The sequence below is a fragment of the Bariatricus sp. HCP28S3_A7 genome (assembly GCF_052066375.1).
In the GTDB taxonomy this organism is placed as follows: Bacteria; Bacillota; Clostridia; order Lachnospirales; family Lachnospiraceae; genus Allocoprococcus.
Genome location: NZ_JBQHSG010000014.1, coordinates 42,097 through 59,799, shown reverse-complemented (window position 1 = coordinate 59,799; position 17,703 = coordinate 42,097). Strand labels below are relative to the sequence as shown.

General features: G+C 43.5%; 15 protein-coding genes. 6 read left to right on the top strand and 9 right to left on the bottom strand.

The window, feature by feature from the left end:
* Nucleotide 1 precedes the first annotated feature (1 nt).
* The gene (locus ACTNA4_RS10645) at nucleotides 2-2,158 is read right to left on the bottom strand and encodes a Tex family protein (RefSeq protein WP_427806055.1); all 2,157 of its coding nucleotides are present in this window, start codon (nucleotides 2,156-2,158) and stop codon (nucleotides 2-4) included.
* A 363-nt stretch (nucleotides 2,159-2,521) separates the two neighbouring features.
* Nucleotides 2,522-3,004 (bottom strand): DUF4143 domain-containing protein, encoded by a 483-nt coding sequence (locus tag ACTNA4_RS10640; RefSeq protein ID WP_427806056.1) that lies wholly within the window; start codon nucleotides 3,002-3,004, stop codon nucleotides 2,522-2,524.
* Between the two features lie 106 nt (nucleotides 3,005-3,110).
* Here ACTNA4_RS10640 and ACTNA4_RS10635 point away from each other — a divergent pair, with 106 nt between their 5' ends.
* Entirely contained in the window at nucleotides 3,111-3,716 is a 606-nt protein-coding gene (locus ACTNA4_RS10635) for a TetR/AcrR family transcriptional regulator (RefSeq protein ID WP_427806057.1), read from the top strand.
* Nucleotides 3,717-3,813: 97 nt separating this feature from the next.
* Here ACTNA4_RS10635 and glpK read toward each other — a convergent pair whose 3' ends face one another.
* Nucleotides 3,814-5,307, bottom strand: a complete 1,494-nt coding sequence (glpK, locus tag ACTNA4_RS10630; RefSeq protein WP_441029958.1) for a glycerol kinase GlpK — start codon at nucleotides 5,305-5,307, stop codon at nucleotides 3,814-3,816.
* Between the two features lie 440 nt (nucleotides 5,308-5,747).
* A complete protein-coding gene (locus ACTNA4_RS10625) occupies nucleotides 5,748-6,779 on the bottom strand; it encodes an aldose epimerase family protein (protein WP_441029972.1) in 1,032 nt (343 codons plus the stop codon).
* 300 nt (nucleotides 6,780-7,079) lie between these two features.
* On the opposite strand from ACTNA4_RS10625, the gene ACTNA4_RS10620 reads away from it, so the two are divergent.
* On the top strand, nucleotides 7,080-8,912 hold the full coding sequence (locus ACTNA4_RS10620; RefSeq protein ID WP_441029957.1) for an NAD(P)-binding protein: 1,833 nt from the start codon (nucleotides 7,080-7,082) through the stop codon (nucleotides 8,910-8,912).
* A complete protein-coding gene (locus ACTNA4_RS10615) occupies nucleotides 8,906-10,648 on the top strand; it encodes a [FeFe] hydrogenase, group A (protein ID WP_427806060.1) in 1,743 nt (580 codons plus the stop codon). The genes ACTNA4_RS10620 and ACTNA4_RS10615 overlap by 7 nt, the downstream gene beginning before the upstream one ends.
* Nucleotides 10,649-10,712: 64 nt before the next feature.
* On the opposite strand, the gene ACTNA4_RS10610 is transcribed toward ACTNA4_RS10615, so the two are convergent.
* Nucleotides 10,713-11,402 carry an LrgB family protein gene (locus ACTNA4_RS10610; RefSeq protein ID WP_427806061.1) on the bottom strand — a complete coding sequence of 230 codons (690 nt, stop codon included), beginning with the start codon at nucleotides 11,400-11,402 and terminating at the stop codon, nucleotides 10,713-10,715.
* A gap of 2 nt (nucleotides 11,403-11,404) precedes the next feature.
* Nucleotides 11,405-11,770, bottom strand: coding sequence for a CidA/LrgA family protein (locus ACTNA4_RS10605; RefSeq protein ID WP_427806062.1), 366 nt, complete (start codon nucleotides 11,768-11,770; stop codon nucleotides 11,405-11,407).
* Nucleotides 11,771-11,937: 167 nt separating this feature from the next.
* On the opposite strand from ACTNA4_RS10605, the gene ACTNA4_RS10600 reads away from it, so the two are divergent.
* The 3 genes from ACTNA4_RS10600 (at nucleotide 11,938) to ACTNA4_RS10590 (ending at nucleotide 14,447) form a co-directional block, all read left to right on the top strand.
* Nucleotides 11,938-12,855 carry a diacylglycerol/lipid kinase family protein gene (locus tag ACTNA4_RS10600; RefSeq protein WP_441029955.1) on the top strand — a complete coding sequence of 306 codons (918 nt, stop codon included), beginning with the start codon at nucleotides 11,938-11,940 and terminating at the stop codon, nucleotides 12,853-12,855.
* 24 nt (nucleotides 12,856-12,879) lie between these two features.
* Entirely contained in the window at nucleotides 12,880-13,698 is an 819-nt protein-coding gene (locus ACTNA4_RS10595) for a glycerophosphodiester phosphodiesterase family protein (RefSeq protein ID WP_427806064.1), read from the top strand.
* 77 nt (nucleotides 13,699-13,775) lie between these two features.
* The gene (locus ACTNA4_RS10590) at nucleotides 13,776-14,447 is read left to right on the top strand and encodes a phosphatase PAP2 family protein (RefSeq protein ID WP_427806065.1); all 672 of its coding nucleotides are present in this window, start codon (nucleotides 13,776-13,778) and stop codon (nucleotides 14,445-14,447) included.
* A 57-nt stretch (nucleotides 14,448-14,504) separates the two neighbouring features.
* On the opposite strand, the gene mutY is transcribed toward ACTNA4_RS10590, so the two are convergent.
* Genes mutY through ACTNA4_RS10575 form a run of 3 tightly spaced genes read right to left on the bottom strand, consistent with a single transcriptional unit; the run spans nucleotide 14,505 to nucleotide 17,571 of the window.
* Complete coding sequence (mutY, locus tag ACTNA4_RS10585) at nucleotides 14,505-16,271, bottom strand: A/G-specific adenine glycosylase (RefSeq protein ID WP_441017573.1); 1,767 nt, start codon at nucleotides 16,269-16,271, stop codon at nucleotides 14,505-14,507.
* The gene (locus tag ACTNA4_RS10580; protein WP_441029953.1) at nucleotides 16,261-17,043 is read right to left on the bottom strand and encodes a DeoR/GlpR family DNA-binding transcription regulator; all 783 of its coding nucleotides are present in this window, start codon (nucleotides 17,041-17,043) and stop codon (nucleotides 16,261-16,263) included. The genes mutY and ACTNA4_RS10580 overlap by 11 nt, the downstream gene beginning before the upstream one ends.
* Before the next feature lie 24 nt (nucleotides 17,044-17,067).
* Nucleotides 17,068-17,571 (bottom strand): YcxB family protein, encoded by a 504-nt coding sequence (locus ACTNA4_RS10575; RefSeq protein ID WP_441029952.1) that lies wholly within the window; start codon nucleotides 17,569-17,571, stop codon nucleotides 17,068-17,070.
* Between the last annotated feature and the right edge of the window lie 132 nt (nucleotides 17,572-17,703).

The following is a 17,703-nucleotide window of genomic DNA, read 5'->3' as shown; positions in this document are numbered from 1 at the left end:
TCTATTTTTGTATTCCTCTCATGGTCAATTGAATTCTCTTTTTCTGCAGATCTACACTCATGACTTTGACATCCACAATATCACCGACGCTGACTGCTTCCAGCGGATGCTTGATAAATTTGTCTGTGATCTGTGAAATGTGTACCAGACCGTCCTGATGAACTCCGATATCAACAAACACCCCAAAATCAATGACATTTCTGACCGTTCCTTTCAGGATCATTCCTTCCTTCAGGTCTTTCATCTCCAGTACGTCTGTTCTGAGAATCGGTTTCGGCATCTCGTCACGCGGGTCACGGGCCGGTTTTTCCAGTTCTTTTACAATGTCTCTTAAAGTAATCTCACCGATTCCAAGCTCTTCTGCCAGTTTCTTGTAATCCCGGATCGTGAGAGAAAGGCCGGTCAGCTTTCCTGCCACAATATCTTCCGGTTTAAATCCCTGTTTTTCCAGAAGTTTTGTTGCTGCTTCATAAGACTCCGGATGTACACTGGTTCCGTCCAGCGGATTCTTGCCTCCCTGGATTCTCATGAAACCTGCACACTGCTCGAACGCCTTCGGTCCCAGTTTCGGAACTTTCAGGAGCTGCCTGCGATCCTCAAATTTTCCGTTTTCTTCGCGGTATGCCACGATATTTTTCGCAAGAGTACCGGAAATACCGGAAATATAAGCAAGCAGCGGCGCCGATGCGGTATTCAAATCCACGCCGACCTTATTTACGCAGTCCTCCACAACTCCGGAAAGTGCCTCGCTTAATTTCTTCTGGTTCATATCATGCTGATACTGTCCCACACCGATGGATTTCGGATCGATCTTCACGAGTTCGGCAAGCGGGTCCTGAAGCCTTCTTGCAATCGAAGTCGCACTTCTTTGTCCGACATCGAATTTCGGGAACTCCTCGGTTGCCAGTTTACTTGCAGAATAAACGGATGCACCTGCTTCATTTACGATCACATACTGTACCTTCTGCGGAATTTCTTTCAGCAGCTCTACGATAAACTGCTCTGATTCCCGGGAAGCGGTTCCGTTGCCCAGTGATATCAGGCTCACATTATACTTCGGAATGATCTTTTTAAGCAGATCTTTCGCTGCCTGAATCTTCTGCGGTGTGGTCGGCGCTGTCGGATAAATAACCGTCGTACCGATTACTTTTCCGGTCGGGTCGACGACGGCCAACTTACATCCGGTACGGAACGCGGGATCCCATCCCAGAACGACCTGTCCGACGATCGGGGGCTGCATCAGAAGCTGTTCCAGATTCTTGCCAAATACGAGAATCGCACCATCTTCCGCTTTCTCCGTAAGGTCATTGCGGATCTCACGCTCAATCGCCGGCGCGATCAGTCTCTTATAACTGTCTTCCACAACTGCTTTTAATACAGGTGTGGTGTATTGGTTGTCTTTGTGAATAACCTTTTTCTCAAGATAGCGGATGATATCCTCCTCCGGCGCTTCGATCTTCACAGTCAGGAATTTTTCTTTTTCACCACGGTTTAATGCCAGCACGCGGTGCCCTGCAAGCTTTGCAACCGGCTCTGCGAAATCGTAGTACATTTCATATACAGATTCTGCCTTTTCATCCTTTGCCGCAGAGGTCAGCATTCCCTTTTTCACCGTCAGATTCCGGATATGCGTCCTGTAATCCGCCTCATCGGAAATCGATTCTGCCAGGATATCTTTCGCGCCTTCAATTGCTTCCGCTGCACTTGCCACTCCTTTTTCCTCTGAGATATAATCTGCTGCTGTTTCTTCCAGAGGAACTTTCGCGTTCTGCAAGGAAATATATACCGCCAGCGGCTCCAGACCTTTTTCTTTCGCGATGGTTGCACGGGTTCGTCTCTTCGGGCGGTACGGGCGATACAGATCATCCACCAGCACCTGTGTCTCTGCCGCCAGAATCTGCGCTTTCAGTTCCGGTGTCAGCTTGCCCTGCTCTTCAATACTGGAAAGTACCTGTTCTTTCTTCTCCTCCAGATTTCTGAGATACATCAGTCTTTCATGTAATTTACGAAGCTGCTCATCATCCAGCGTACCATGCGCTTCCTTACGGTAACGTGCAATAAACGGGATCGTATTTCCCTCATCTATCAGCTTGACCGCGGCATCCACCTGCCACCTTTTTACGCCAAGTTCTTCGGTAATCTTTTGATTAATGTCCATGTAATAAAATCCTCACTTTCTTTATGCCAAAGCACAGAAACACTACTGCTTATCATATCATGATGATTTCAATTTTTCAACGAATCATCTAAAAATAGCGCCGGGGCCTCTGTCCACGACGCTATTTATCACATATGCACAAAATATTTTTTCTCCTTCAGTATCAGCAGTTATTTCAAAATCACTTCTTTAATCATACCATTTTTGAGCTGATATCCGACATTCTTAATACAGGTTTGCCCCATAAATGCCCCCTTTTTCCTCCCAACAAGTGCAAAAGTCGTCTTCGGACACAACAGAATCAAAAGCTGACCGTCCGCCCTTTTCTCCGCCGAATAACTGAAAATGATGCAATAATAAAAATCAAATCATCCAAATCGGAACGATATAATTATCTTTATCAACCGCCCCAAGCGCAGGCTTCATACAGATAACTGCTCCTTTTGACCTAGGTGTGGATGCTTTATCTAATAAACCAGATACTTTCGTCAGTTTTGTTCCGGGATTTGATGTTTTTTTAATTTCAATTGGGTTCAAGACCCCATCATGTTCTAATATCACATCAATTTCTTTGGCATCCTTGTCCCGATAATAATACATAAACGGCTGTTTACCACTATTTAAATACGTCTTCATTATTTCTGACACTACATAATTTTCCAAAATCGCACCATTCATAGTTCCACTTTCCAACGTCTCTGCACTGCTCCAACGAGTCAAATAACAGACTAACCCCGTATCATAGAAATACAACTTTGGCGTTTTTACAAGTCGTTTCAGCAAATTGTCAGAGTATGGGTGAAGATAAAAAATGATTCCCAAAGTGCTGTATTTATTTTCACACATTTTAGAGTCCACTCTGTTTTCTTGCTATTTCTGAATGATTATGGTATACTCTAACATACGGAGACGGTCATTTTTGATCACGAAATAAAAAATAAGAGGTAATGAAATGAGCGATATTGAAAAGGAACCACTATCGAAGCAACAACTGAAATCCAAAGAAACAAAAGGCAGAATTTTCCGTGCCGCAAAAACAATACTTCAAAAACAGGGCTATGAACAGTTGTCTATTAAAAATATCTGTGAAGAGGCAGGAGTTTCTAACGGAAGTTTCTACCATCATTTTAAGACGAAAGACGATTTGCTTTCATATTATATAGAAGAGCAGCCAAGCATCAATCCGGATCTTCTGGAGCCGCCTGAAGATGCAGAAGAAGCAAAAATTGCCATTATTCATGTATATCTAAATTATGCCGAATACTGCCGCGAACTCGGTGTGGAATTCATGGCCAATTATTATACCCCGAAGAATCAGGCATTGAATCCCAGTATACGCACGGAACGCCCTTATCCGATTATTACGGTGGAGCACTATCTCCAAAAAGCAATCGATGCCGGTATTGTAACGCCCACCATCCCCCTTGAGGATATTTGTACCGATATCCGTATGCTGGTCATCGGAAATGTATTTGAATGGTGTCTCCATAACGGAGATACAGATTTTGAAGGAAATATCCGGCGTTCACTGGGGCATTATCTGGATGGGATATTTTAGAAAAACGTTTTTATAAAAGACGTTATTGGGAGGCGTGCCCCATTCGGGTCACACCTCCTCCTTTCTAAGACTTTCGATTTTCCTACAGTCTCCTTCTTTATTCTTCTGCCCACACCAGCGCGCATTTCACAGCTTTCTTCCATCCCTTCACCAGTTTTTCTCTGGTTTCACCCGGCATTTCAGAAGCAAATGTTCTGGAAAGTGCCCAGTTTTCACGGATATCGTCCGTATTTTCCCAATATCCGACAGCAATTCCGGCCAGATACGCAGCGCCCAGAGCGGTTGTCTCGACGCATTCCGGCCTCAGTACATCCACGTCCAGAATATCGGACTGGAACTGCATCAGGAAATTATTCATGGAAGCGCCGCCATCCACTTTCAGGCTTGTGATCTTCACGCCGGATTCCTGTTCCATCACATCAAGAATGTCTTTTGTCTGATAAGCCATGGATTCCAGGACCGCCCGAATAAAGTGTTCTTTACTGCATCCTCTTGTAACACCGACGATCGTTCCTCTGGCATACTGATTCCAATACGGCGCACCGATACCGGTAAACGCGGGCACAATATAAACTCCGTTCGTGTCCTTCACAGACATGGCGTATTCTTCCGACTGAGCGGCATTTTTAATCATTCTCATCTCATCGCGGAGCCACTGGATTCCCGCACCGGCCACAAACACACTGCCTTCCAGCGCATACTGGACTTCCCCCTCCACGCTGGCTGCTATCGTTGTCAGAAGCCCGTTCCGGGAGACTGCCGCCTTTTCCCCCGTATTCATCAGGAGGAAGCATCCGGTCCCGTATGTATTCTTCACATCTCCCGCCGTGAAACAGCATTGTCCGAAAAGTGCAGCCTGCTGATCACCTGCTGCCCCTGCGATCGGGATACTGTCTCCCAATACGCTTCCTTCTGTATATCCGTAGATATGGCTGGACGGTTTCACATCCGGGAGCATGGATTTCGGAATCCGGAAATATTCCAGTATTTTTTCATCCCAGCAAAGATCATGAATATTGAACATCATCGTCCTGGAAGCGTTGGTATAATCAGTAACATGTACAGTTCCTTTCGTCAGGTTCCAGATCAGCCAGGTATCGATCGTACCGAACAGCAGATCTCCCGCCTCTGCTTCTTCCCTTGCTCCTTCGACGTTATCCAGGATCCACGCCACCTTCGAAGCACTGAAATACGCATCCGGTATTAAGCCTGTTGTCTCATGAACATAATCAGAGAGCCCGTCTTCCACCAGTCTTTCGATCCGGTCTGCCGTCCTTCTGCACTGCCACACGATCGCGTGATATACCGGTTTTCCGGTATGCCTGTTCCATACGACCGTTGTTTCTCTCTGATTCGTGATTCCGATCGAAGCAATCTCAGTCCCCGATGCACCGATCTTGCTGATCGCTTCCGCTGCAACGGAGAGCTGCGATGCCCAGATCTCCATCGCATCATGTTCTACCCAACCGGGCTGAGGATAGATCTGCTTAAATTCTTTTTGTGCCATACTGCAGATATTGCCCTGCTTGTCAAATAAGATACAGCGCGAACTTGTGGTGCCCTGATCCAGTGCCATTACGTATTTTTTCATTACCATTCCTCCATTTATTTTTATATGGCAAAAAACCTTTCAGGCAAGCGTTCCTGAAAGGCTCTTTTAATTTTAGAAGGGAATTTTGCAATTATTGGTATTGGCTACCTCTTTGTGTCTTTATTGTATCTCGTATCAATGCAAAAATCAAATCAGTAATTTTAATATAACCTCTCTATATATAGATCGTATCTATAAGCTATTTCAGCAGAAACTCTTTGCAATTTTAGAATAACACATTTTCTGTAAAAAAGATATTCTCTTGCATGCAAAAAACCTTTCAGGCAAGCGTTCCTGAAAGGTCTTTTAATTTTAGAAGGGAATTTTGCAATTATTGGTATTGGCTACCTCTTTGTGTCTCTATTGTATCTCGTATCAACGCAAAAAGCAAATCAGTTATTTTGATATATAAAGCCAATATATAGATTATATCTATAGTGCTACACAAATTTGTACATTGTGGTTGTCTTGTAGGTATCTCCTTTTCTGCAGATCGGTCCCGGGAAATTCTCTTTGTGGATTGCATCCGGGAAATACTGAGTCTCAAAGCATGCCGCCTGCCGTTTATGATAGATCGCACCGCCTTTGCCCTTTTCATCAATAATAAAGTTACCGGTATAAAGCTGCATTCCCGGTAAATCCGTATAGACTTCCATCGTAATACCGCTTTCATCCGAATGCATTTCTGCTACTTTGGCGAATTTACCATCATTGTTCAGAACCCAGTTGTGATCGTATCCCATACCATAATTTAACGCTTCATAATCATCATAGATATCCCGTCCAAGTTTTTTCTTTGTACGGAAATCCATCGGTGTCCCCTCAACAGGAACAATTTCTCCGGTCGGAATGGATTCCTTGTCTGCGCGGGTAAATGCATCCGCATCGATCCATACTTCCTGTTCCATCACATCTCCCGATGCATGTCCATCCATGTTAAAATAGCTGTGATTCGTCATATTGATCACGGTATCCTCATCCGATACACCATAATAAGAAATCTTTACGGCATTATCCTCTGTCAGTGTGTATGTTACTTCTATATGCAGATTTCCGGGGTATCCCTGATCTCCGTCCGGACTTTCCAGAACAAAGGTAACATGATCCTCTTCAGTTTCTTTAACATCCCAGACTCTGTTATGATAAAAATCCGGTCCACTGTGCAGATTATTATCATTATCATTCTTCACAAGTTCATAGATCTTCCCATTAATCTCAATAGAAGCTCCGCCGATCCGGTTCGCACTTCTTCCCACGGTTGCCCCCAGGAAAAGTCCGCCTGCTTCATATTCCGCTGCTTCATCATAGCCGAGAACCACATCACAGAGATTTCCCTCTTTGTCCGGCACGATAACCTGAGTAAGCGCAGCTCCATAGTCTGTTACGGAAATCTCCATGTTATTACAATTCGTCAAAGTATAAAGCTTCGTCTCATCACCATTCACGGTTGCCCCAAAATCTGTTATTTTCATCATTCCATCCGCCCTTTCTTCAAATCCCCTACGCCGAGGTTATTTTTATTTTTAGAATACCATATTTCAGCAAAAAAAGATATGATTTAAAATCAAAGAATCCACCACATTGTTATATTTTTATCCATCCTGACTATATTTTAACTTAGCTTGCTAAATTGTTTTAATTTTAGTACAATGTATTTATAGAATGTTCAGTTTTATGACGTCTGCTTATAAATTAAATCGATAGAAAAGGCCAAGCAGATGCCATAGGCTTATGCCCCCAACATCATTTTATATTTAAAGGAGAAAAGAACTATGAGTAGACTTGAAATTTCTGCTCCGGATCGTGCCCAGCTTGTCATTGAAGGGCTTTACAAAGATCTGGAACGCAGAATCGAATCCAGTCCTCCGGGACTTTGTCCGGTGGACATGACACGTGCATTTCTTGAGATGTGTCATACACACACCTGTGGAAAATGTGTTCCGTGTCGAATCGGTCTGTGGCAGCTGAAGAACCTGCTGACAGATGTTATGAACGGCGATGCAACGATGGATACGCTTGATCTTATGGAAGAGCTCGCAGTATCAATCATGGAAGGTGCTGACTGTGCGATTGGCTATGAAGCAGCACATATGGTTTACAAGAGCCTGATCGGCTGCCGTGAAGATTACGAAGAACATGTGCATCAGGGGAGATGTACATGCCATTACTCACAGCCGGTTCCGTGTGTATCTCTTTGCCCGGCTCATGTTGATATTCCTGGATATATCGCTCTGGTTGGAGAAGGACGCTATGCAGATGCGATCCGCCTGATTCGTAAGGACAATCCGTTCCCGACTACCTGTGGATTTATCTGTGAACATCCATGCGAGGCACGCTGCCGTCGTAATATTGTGGATGATGCTGTCAATATCCGTGGTCTTAAGAGAATGGCTGCTGACTATGCCGGAAAGGTACCGCCTCCGAAGTGCGGACCGTCAACCGGCAAACGTGTTGCTATCGTAGGCGGAGGTCCGGGCGGCTTAAGTGCGGCTTATTATCTGCAGCTTATGGGTCACCAGACAACCGTGTTCGAGATGCTTCCGAAGCTCGGCGGCATGCTCCGCTATGGCATTCCGAACTATCGTCTTCCGAAAGATCGTCTTGATGATGATATCAATGCAATTCTCGAGACCGGTGTGGAAGTAATCTACGGCAAAAGAATCGGTGAAGATATGACCATTCAGAGCCTTCGCGAAGAGTATGATGCCGTACTTATCACGATCGGTGCAAGTACCGATAAGAAGCTTGGTATCGAAGGTGAACATGCTGAAGGTGTTCTTTCCGCAGTTCAGTTCCTTCGTGATGTCGGAAAAGAACAGAATCCGGATCTTACCGGACAGGAAGTTGCTGTCATCGGAGGCGGAAACGTTTCTATGGATGCTGTACGTACTGCAAAACGTCTCGGTGCCAAGAAAGTTAGCATCGTTTATCGTCGCCGTGTTGCAGATATGACTGCTCTTCCGGCTGAGATTGAGGGTGCTGTTGCAGAAGGAATCGAAGTTCAGACCCTGATGGCTCCGTCACGCATCGCAACCGATGAGAACGGACATGTAACAGGTATTTATGTAACTCCTCAGATGATCAGTAAGATCAAGGACGGCCGTGCAAGTGTACGCCCGACCGGAGAGCCGGATATATTTATTCCGTGCCAAACTCTGATCGTAGCAATCGGACAGGATATTGAATACCAGCATTTCGAAGAAGCAGGTGTTCCTGTACAGCGCGGTAAGATCATTACCCAGAAATACGGCGGATTTGATAATATTCCGGGCGTATTTGCCGGCGGTGACTGTGCATCAGGTCCTGCATCTGTAATCAAAGCGATCGCTGCTGCCAAAGTAGTAGCTGCAAATATTGACGAATATCTCGGATTCCATCACGTAATCAGCTGCGATGTTGAGATTCCGGAAGCTCGTCTTGACGACCGCCCGCCGTGCGGAAGAGTCAACATGACCGAACGCGAAGCCTGCGAACGTGTCTGTGACTTCAACGGTGTAGAAAACTGTATGACCGAAGCAGAAGCAAAACAGGAAGCCAGCAGATGTCTGCGCTGCGACCACTTCGGCTACGGCAGCTTCAAAGGAGGCCGGGAAAAATTATGGTAAACATTACAATTGATAATAAACAAATATCTGTACCCGAGGGTACAACAATCATGGAAGCCGCAGCAAGTGCCGGCATCCCGATCCCTAAGCTCTGTTATTTGAAAGACATCAACGAAATCGCAGCATGCCGTGTCTGTCTTGTAGAGCTTGAAGGCATGGATAAACTGATCACTTCTTGTAATAACGTTGTAAAAGAAGGCATGGTTCTTTATACCAACAGCCCGAAGGTTCGTAAAGCAAGACGCAGAAATGTGGAACTGATTCTGTCTCAGCATGACGGAACATGCTCATCATGTGTCCGCAGCGGTAACTGTGCACTCCAGACTCTGGCCAATGACCTGAACATTCTGGATATTCCGTTCAAACAGCGTCTGGAAGATTTCCCATGGGATAAAGACTTCCCGTTGATTCGCGATCCGAAGAAATGTATCAAGTGTATGCGTTGTATTCAGGTTTGCGATAAGATTCAGGATTTACATATCTGGGATGTGACAAGTACCGGTTCCAGAACCACAATCAATGTAACAAACAATAAAAAGATTACAGAAGTATCCTGTTCATTGTGCGGACAGTGTATCACCCATTGTCCGGTAGGTGCTCTTCGCGAACGCGATGACACAGAAAAAGTATGGGATGCTATTGCAGATAAGAAGAAGGTAGTTGTTGCACAGGTTGCTCCTGCTGTGCGTGCAGCATGGGGAGAGGCACTTGGCCTTCCGCTCGAAGAGGCTACAGTCGGAAAGATTATGGATTCTCTTAAGAGACTTGGCGTTGATTATGTATTCGATACTTCTTTCTCAGCCGATCTTACAATTATGGAAGAAGGAACCGAGTTCCTTGAAAGATTTACCAAAGGCGAACTGAAGCTTCGTCCGATGTTCACATCATGCTGTCCTGGCTGGATTCGTTTCATCAAATCCCAGTATCCGCATCTGGTTCCACAGTTATCCAGTGCGAAATCCCCGCAGCAGATGTTTGGTGCCGTTATGAAGACATACTTTGCAGAGTCCATCGGAGTGGCTCCCGAAGATATCTTCACCGTTTCTGTCATGCCGTGTGTGGCAAAGAAGGGCGAAAGCAATATGGAACTGTTCTACAAAGAATATGCAGGACACGACACGGATATCGTTCTTACGACCCGCGAACTGACGCGTATGATCCGTTCTGCTCACATTGATCCAAAGACTCTGGTTGACCGTGAGTGTGATCCGCTCATGAAGGAATACTCAGGAGCAGGTGTTATCTTTGGTGCGACAGGCGGTGTAATGGAAGCTGCTCTTCGTTCCGCTCATTATCTGGTAACTGGACGTAATCCTGAACCAGACGCATTCAAGATCGTAAGAAGCCCTGCTTTCGGAACAGGTGTCATCGAAGCAGAAGTTAAACTCGGAGACGCAACCGTACGTGCTGCTGTTGTCAGCGGACTTGGCAATACCAGAAAACTGATCGAAGCAATCGAACACGGCGAAGTGCATTATGACTTTGTAGAAGTTATGGCCTGTCCTGGCGGATGTGTAGGCGGCGGTGGCCAGCCGATCCACGACGGCGAAGAACTTGCACATGAGCGTGGAAAGAATCTGTACTTCCTGGATGAGCATTCCAAGATCCGTTTCTCACACGAGAACCCGGATGTTCTGAAGCTCTATGAAGATTATATGGAAAAACCATGTTCTCATAAAGCTCATATGCTTCTCCATACAGACCATAATGCATGGGAGATGCCGCGCGGGAATTAATCTGAGATTATAATTACTAAATACAATGCCCTCCGTTTTAACGGAGGGCATTCTTATAACATCATTATAAAAACTGCGCAAAAACCGACGCAGCAATCACAGTTAAAATCCCTGATACAACTATAGAAAGACTACTCATAGCCCCTTCTACATCTCCCATCTCCATAGCTTTCGCCGTTCCAATCGCATGAGAAGCAGTACCTATACCTATTCCTTTCGCAACAGGATCCGTTATTTTAAATAATTTACAAACAGTGTCTGCACATATATTACCCACAACACCTGTAATAATTATGATTGCAACCGTAATGGATGCATATCCTCCCAATTCTTCCGAAACTCCCATTCCAATGGCTGTCGTTATAGATTTTGGCAGAAAAGTAACGTACTCTTCATGGCTGAATTTAAATAATAATGCCATTGCTAATATAATTCCAAGGCTTGTAAGTACTCCCGCAAAAATCCCCCCAAAAATAGCTTTCCAATTTTTCTTCAAAAGCTCCATCTGTTCATACAATGGTACGGCAAGACAAATTGTAGCCGGTGTCAACAGATAACTCAGATATTTTGCCCCTTCATAATAAGTCGAATAATCAATTCGAAACACAACCAGTATTAAAACAGACAAAAGGATTGAGATTAATAATGGATTAAAAATTGGCAGTTTTAGTTTTGCTTTCATAAGACTTCCTATTCCATATGTTAACAAACTTAACAAAACCCCGAAAAAAACCGAATTTTCAAAAAATACCATTTCTACCTGTCTCCTTTCTTTCGAGCATCCCTATGTATTACCGCCTGTGTTATCCTTCCCGCTACAGCCATAACTCCAATCGTAGAAATGACCGTAACGGTAATATACTGCATCCAGGCAGGCTTAATGATATCCCACGATTCCATCAGTCCGACAGCAGCAGGAATAAACATGAGCGGCATGATTTCTATCATAAATCTACTTGCCTCTTCCACCTTATCAAGCGGAATTAATTTCACTTCAAGACAGAAAAATAAGAGAATAATACCATAAATACTGGCTGGAATTGGCAATGGTATCAAATAATTCAATAGTTCACCTGCAAATGAAAAAATCAAAATAATTCCGAATTGTTTTATATATTTCATAAAATCCCCTCCTATTCAATAAATACCATTTCATCGTATCACATTGTTTTTGTTGATGCAAGAACACATTTTATACACAATTCCATTTTGATCTTTCCCTTTACACAACAAATCAATAAAGATATAATAAAAGCAACAATTCCTTAATGAAACGAGGTGCTAATTATATGTTACATTTCATCGTAAATCCGTGTGCCCGTTCCGGTCTTGGAAAAATCGTATGGGAAAAGATCGAGCAGAAACTTGCGGACGAACAAGTGGCTTATCAAATGTATTTTACACAATACAAATGTCATGCCACTAAAATTGCCCAAGAGATCACATCCGATGGACACCAACATACTCTGGTTGTGCTTGGTGGTGACGGAAGCATAAACGAAGTAATAAACGGTATCTGTTATCTTGACAAAACCACTTTAGGCTATATTCCACTTGGCTCAGGCAATGATTTCGCACGAGGTCTTCAGATTCCATCTGATCCCGAAAAAGCATTGGAAATCGTTCTGCATTCTCCCCATAAGCGCACTCTTAACCTCGGCGTTCTGAACTTTAATTATCAGTCACACCGCTTTGCCGTAAGTTCAGGTATCGGTTATGATGCCGCCATCTGTCATCAAATAAACAGATCTCGTATCAAGCGTATTCTGAACAGAATCAATCTGGGTCAACTTGGTTATGTCGCACTTTCAGTAGGAACGTTATTTCGATGGCACCCCATTAAAATGAAACTACTAATAGATGGAACCAAAACATTGCATTTTCAAAAGGTTTATTTTGCTGCTGCTATGAACCTCCCTTTTGAAGGAGGCGGCTGTAAATTTTGTCCGACTGCAAAACCTGATGATAATTTTTTGGATCTTATTGTTATCGCAGATGTTCCGAAAGTTGCTGCACTTACAATTCTTCCTACGGTTTTTTCAGGTAAACACACTCACATGAAAGGTGTACATATTTATCGTTTTAAACATGCGAATGTAAAAGTCGATGTTCCTTTAGTACTTCATTCAGACGGTGAACCCTTTCCTGCAGAATCGGAATTAGAATGGATGCTCGAATCAGACTCATTACAAATACTTGTACCATAACCAGTTTTATAAGGAGATTTCTAAATGTTACAAATATTAATTGTTCTCTCTTTATTATTAACGTTTTATCTTATTATGATTATGCCGAATTTTTTACGCCGAAAAGAAATGAAACCTTTTCTTCAGCGTGATTATGCACATAGAGGCCTGCACAGTGCAGATAAGCTCATTCCGGAAAATTCCATGGCTGCTTTCCGCGAAGCATTAAATAACAATCTTGCCATTGAACTGGATATCCATCTGACACGCGATAATCAAATTGTTGTTTTCCACGATGAAACATTAGATCGGATTTGTCATGTTCCCGGCACAATAGAAAATTCCTCTTATGAAGAGTTACGATCTCTTCGATTACAAGGGACTTCAGAGCATATTCCTCTATTTTCAGATGTTTTGAATTACGTAAACGGCCGTGTTCCTCTTCTGATTGAACTAAAGCTTCCTTCAACAGATACTCGTCTTTGTAATTATACGCTGAAACTACTTAGAACTTACAACGGACCTGTTTTAATTCAGTCTTTTAATAGCCTTGGAGTACGCTGGTTTTTTAAAAATGCACCTGATATCCTTCGCGGACAGCTTTCATCCTCACTTACAAAAACTAATCCAGAAAGCCCTTATTTGGCACGTTTTTTCGTGCAGCATTTACTGACAAACATGTTCTGTCATCCAGATTTTATTTCCTACAAAATGACAGACACCTCAAATCTTGGTGTATGGTTAAATCAACACCTTTATCGCATTCCAATTGCCGTCTGGACATTGCGTAATCCCAAAACTTATAACCAGGCTCAGCAGAAATATGATATGTACATTTTCGAAGGATTTTCTAAAAAAATATGAAGGTTTTATGAAGAATATTGTAGATGAAAACGAATAATGTTATAATGACCGAAGATTAAAGAAAGGAGGAGTTTCCAGTGAAACGTCTTACAATAAATATAAAAGAATTATTTGATAAGTACCATCATGCCTGGGTTTTTTTATATGGTTTCATCTATATGCCCTGGTTTTCATGGCTTGAGAAACATGTAACCTCCAATTATTTTGTGATTCACTCTGTTTTCGATGATTATATTCCTTTTATTGAAATATTCATTATTCCTTATTTGTTGTGGTTTGTATATGTTTCCGGTACTGTACTTTACTTCTTTTTTACAGATAAGCAGGGTTTTTACAGAATCTGTACCCTTCTTATAACTGGGATGACTTTATTTTTAATAATTTGTACCATTTTTCCAAACGGACTCAATTTACGCCCTTCCACTTTTGCACGGGATAACATTTTTGTTGATCTGGTTCGATTCATTTATAGAGCAGACACATCAACGAATGTATTGCCAAGTCTTCATGTTTATAATTCCATCGGCTGCTATATCGCAATCCGTAACAGCCAGAAGCTGCGTCAATACAAGTGGGTACAGAATGGTTCTCTGGTGTTAACAGTTTCCATCGTTCTTTCCACTATGTTCCTAAAGCAACATTCAGTAGTCGATGTAATTGCCGCAATTGTAATGATTTATTTCATTTACCAATTTGTTTATATCCCAGAACAGGTAAAAGCCCCTGCGTTGGCACAGCCTACTATATAGTGCATATAATAAAAGAGCTTTGAGCAACAGATTTACATGTTGATCAAAGCTCTTCTTCTATAATTCGACTCCATATTTCTTCTGTCCAAGCTGGATATTCATATAGGAAGTGTAGGCCTCAAACGCTGCCGGCATGGAGTATTTCTCCTGCACTTCCTTCGGATTCAAAAAGATCATCGACTCTGTACAGTTTTTTTCCAATTCATCAACCTGAATGTGATACCCGGTCATTCTCCATTCTACGTGACTGAAAATATGCTTTGCATCCGCAAGTTTCTGCACATGAACCGGCATCAATCCGATTTTCTTACTGTAGGCAATCACCTCATCCATCGAAAGCCTTCCTTCGACATTCGGGAATTCATACATCCCCGCAAGCAATCCGTTCTTCGGACGTTTCCGGATTGCCACTGTCTCCAGATCCTGAAAAATCAGGATTGTTCTTTCTTCGATTCTTCGCTCCTTCGCCTTTTTCCTGACTGGGAGCCGATCCTGGCATCCTTCTTTATAAGCCAGGCACAAAGACGCAAGCGGACAGATATCACATCTGGGTTCTCCGTTCGGTCCGCAGATTGTTGCTCCAAGCTCAATCAATCCTTGATTGAAGTCAGACGCCGCATCCGCCGGAATCACCTGTTCCAGCATTTGCTCCATGTTTTTTCGAACAGATGCCTTCATAATATCTTCTTCACTCGCCATCATTCTGGATACAACCCGCAGAACATTTCCGTCAACAGCAGCTTTGGGTATACCAAATGCAAATGATGCAATCGCACCTGCCGTGTAATTGCCTATTCCGGGCAGATCACGTATCTGATCATATTCGGACGGAAAAATCCCCTGATATTCCGACATAATCACTTTGGCCGCTTTCTGCATATTTCTCACACGATTATAATATCCAAGCCCCTCCCACATCTTAAGAAGCTGATCCTCATCAGCCTGGGCCAATTCCTTTACCGTCGGAAACGCCTTCAAAAACCGTTCAAAATATGGTTTTACAGCCTCCACCCGTGTCTGTTGCAACATGATCTCCGAAACCCAGACACGATATGCACTGACATTCTGACGCCAGGGAAGTTCTCTGTGATTTTCACGATACCACGAGACCAGTGGCACCGTCATCTCATACAATTCCGGATTCTCCAATACCACCGGAACCTCTTCGGCAATTTCGATCGAATCGTATCCAACCCGGCAGTCATATGCAAGGATCTGAACCCCGGCATTTTTTGCCCGCGCCAGCGCATCCGCAAAAGCCGGATGCGTATCCCTGTTTGGTGTGAAATAACGGACATTTCTCATTTGTATCACAAAAAAGACATATGCCTCGTATCCTTCCTGAACAGCGTGTATCAGTTCCTCTACATGCTTCACCGCCCGTTCGCTTGGCGCGTCAGGAAACCGCACGACACCATCTTCTTCCAGCGTCACGCCTTTCACTTCGACAAATGCCTTTTTATTATCATATTCTACATATAAATCAAATCGGGAATTCCCGTAGGTCGTCTCCGGACGAACCATTCTGACATTTTCAAATAAATGTCCCTGTTCGATCCACTCCTGAACCACACGGTTCGGAATCTGTGAATCCACATTCACCATTTTCCCGTCTTTCACAACTCCAATCAGATCCCAACGTGTTTTACGTTGCGGATTATCCGATTCCTGAACAAAGACTTCGCTGCCTTTGCAGAACAGCTCCGCGCATCGCCCAGTGTTTTTGACATGCACGATTTCTTCACACCCGTTTATCTCCACATGAGCAATAAAGCGGTTCGGCCGCGCAAGAAATCTTCCCTTTATTATTCTGTTATATTTCATATTTCGTACTCGCAACAACCAGCGGAATCTGCTCTCTTTCCGCTTTTCGGACATATTCTTTTCCAATTTGCGCATCCGTAATAATCTTATACACCTGCTTCACCGGACAGATCACCGATACATATCCCCCTCCGAACTTACTGCTGTCAGCAAGTACATACACCTGGGAAGCCGCCTTCAAGATCGCCCGTTTCACCTGCATCTGAGGAGTCTCGATGGAGGTAAGACCTACATCAAAATTGATACTGTGGACTCCTATAAATCCTTTGTCCACATGGAACTGTTCCATATTCTGTAAAGCTGACTCTCCCATTGTTGCTGCCAGATGACCACCCACATGACCACCAATCAGATATAACTCCACATGACGCACCCCGGCCAGCTCGTTGCCCACCAAAAGAGAATTCGTCACAACAGCAATCCTTTTCTCAGGATGCTCTTTAATATATAAAGCAAGATAAAAACTGCTGGATGCATCATCGATAATAATGGTATCTCTATCCTCGATATACGCATATGCACAGGCAGCGATCTGGCGTTTCTTTTCCGTGTTCCGATAAATACTCTCCGCAGAATATTTTCTCTGCACTTTCTCATCCAGTCTGATTGCTCCTCCATGGGTCCTTTTCAGAAGACCTTCCTTATCCATACTCTTAATATCATTCCGTATTGTTACTTCAGAGCATTCAAGCTTCTTACTCAAATCAGCAACTTTCACCTTACCATACTCATTCAGTTCCTGTAAAATGGCATTCCGCCTTTCCTGCATCATTTTGAAAATCCACCTCTATATCTTCTATCTAAGCCGCACACATCCCGGACGCACATGCTGCGTTACCATCGTCATAATTGGCACGAATCGGTCTTTGAAATCCTCTTTTGGAACGATCAAAGCCTGATTCTCATCATAATAAAACCCAATCGTTTTGGGCGCTGCAACTACCCTGACAGTCTTCTCCCAAGGATAATTCCGAACCTTCCCTTTCCATTCAACCGTAATTCCTTCTTCATCAAAGGTAAACTCATTTGGTTCACGATACTGCTCAATCTCCTGCACCTGCTTTTTAGCCCGGAATCTCAGGAGCAGAGGTGTATATGCGATAAAAATCGCCGCCGCCACAAAATAAAACAGCACGTTCAAGCCCTTTGCTTTCCCCATGATCCACATGATAATACCCATGAACGCGATCGCCGCTCCCAATACATTCGTCAGAAAACCGGCAAATTTAGAATACGTATAGTAAAGTGTAAAATCAAACAAATACTTGTCCGTCATTTTGACTGTTATTTTTTCTTTCATTTTCGTCCCTCCATATACCGGAAACTTTCATACCGTCCGGCAAAAATTATATTCCGTTCAAAAAGATCTGGCAGATCTTTTTGTCGTATGCATGGCAACGTCAGAAAGTCCTTTTGTATTGTAACACACAAG

Coding starts and splice junctions, on each gene's coding strand:
- ACTNA4_RS10645 (WP_427806055.1), bottom strand. CDS start 2,158: ATGGACATTAATCAAAAGATTACCGAAGAACTTGGCGTAAAAAGGTGG.
- ACTNA4_RS10640 (WP_427806056.1), bottom strand. CDS start 3,004: ATGTGTGAAAATAAATACAGCACTTTGGGAATCATTTTTTATCTTCAC.
- ACTNA4_RS10635 (WP_427806057.1), top strand. CDS start 3,111: ATGAGCGATATTGAAAAGGAACCACTATCGAAGCAACAACTGAAATCC.
- glpK (WP_441029958.1), bottom strand. CDS start 5,307: ATGAAAAAATACGTAATGGCACTGGATCAGGGCACCACAAGTTCGCGC.
- ACTNA4_RS10625 (WP_441029972.1), bottom strand. CDS start 6,779: ATGAAAATAACAGATTTTGGGGCAACCGTGAATGGTGATGAGACGAAG.
- ACTNA4_RS10620 (WP_441029957.1), top strand. CDS start 7,080: ATGAGTAGACTTGAAATTTCTGCTCCGGATCGTGCCCAGCTTGTCATT.
- ACTNA4_RS10615 (WP_427806060.1), top strand. CDS start 8,906: ATGGTAAACATTACAATTGATAATAAACAAATATCTGTACCCGAGGGT.
- ACTNA4_RS10610 (WP_427806061.1), bottom strand. CDS start 11,402: ATGGTATTTTTTGAAAATTCGGTTTTTTTCGGGGTTTTGTTAAGTTTG.
- ACTNA4_RS10605 (WP_427806062.1), bottom strand. CDS start 11,770: ATGAAATATATAAAACAATTCGGAATTATTTTGATTTTTTCATTTGCA.
- ACTNA4_RS10600 (WP_441029955.1), top strand. CDS start 11,938: ATGTTACATTTCATCGTAAATCCGTGTGCCCGTTCCGGTCTTGGAAAA.
- ACTNA4_RS10595 (WP_427806064.1), top strand. CDS start 12,880: ATGTTACAAATATTAATTGTTCTCTCTTTATTATTAACGTTTTATCTT.
- mutY (WP_441017573.1), bottom strand. CDS start 16,271: ATGAAATATAACAGAATAATAAAGGGAAGATTTCTTGCGCGGCCGAAC.
- ACTNA4_RS10580 (WP_441029953.1), bottom strand. CDS start 17,043: ATGATGCAGGAAAGGCGGAATGCCATTTTACAGGAACTGAATGAGTAT.
- ACTNA4_RS10575 (WP_441029952.1), bottom strand. CDS start 17,571: ATGAAAGAAAAAATAACAGTCAAAATGACGGACAAGTATTTGTTTGAT.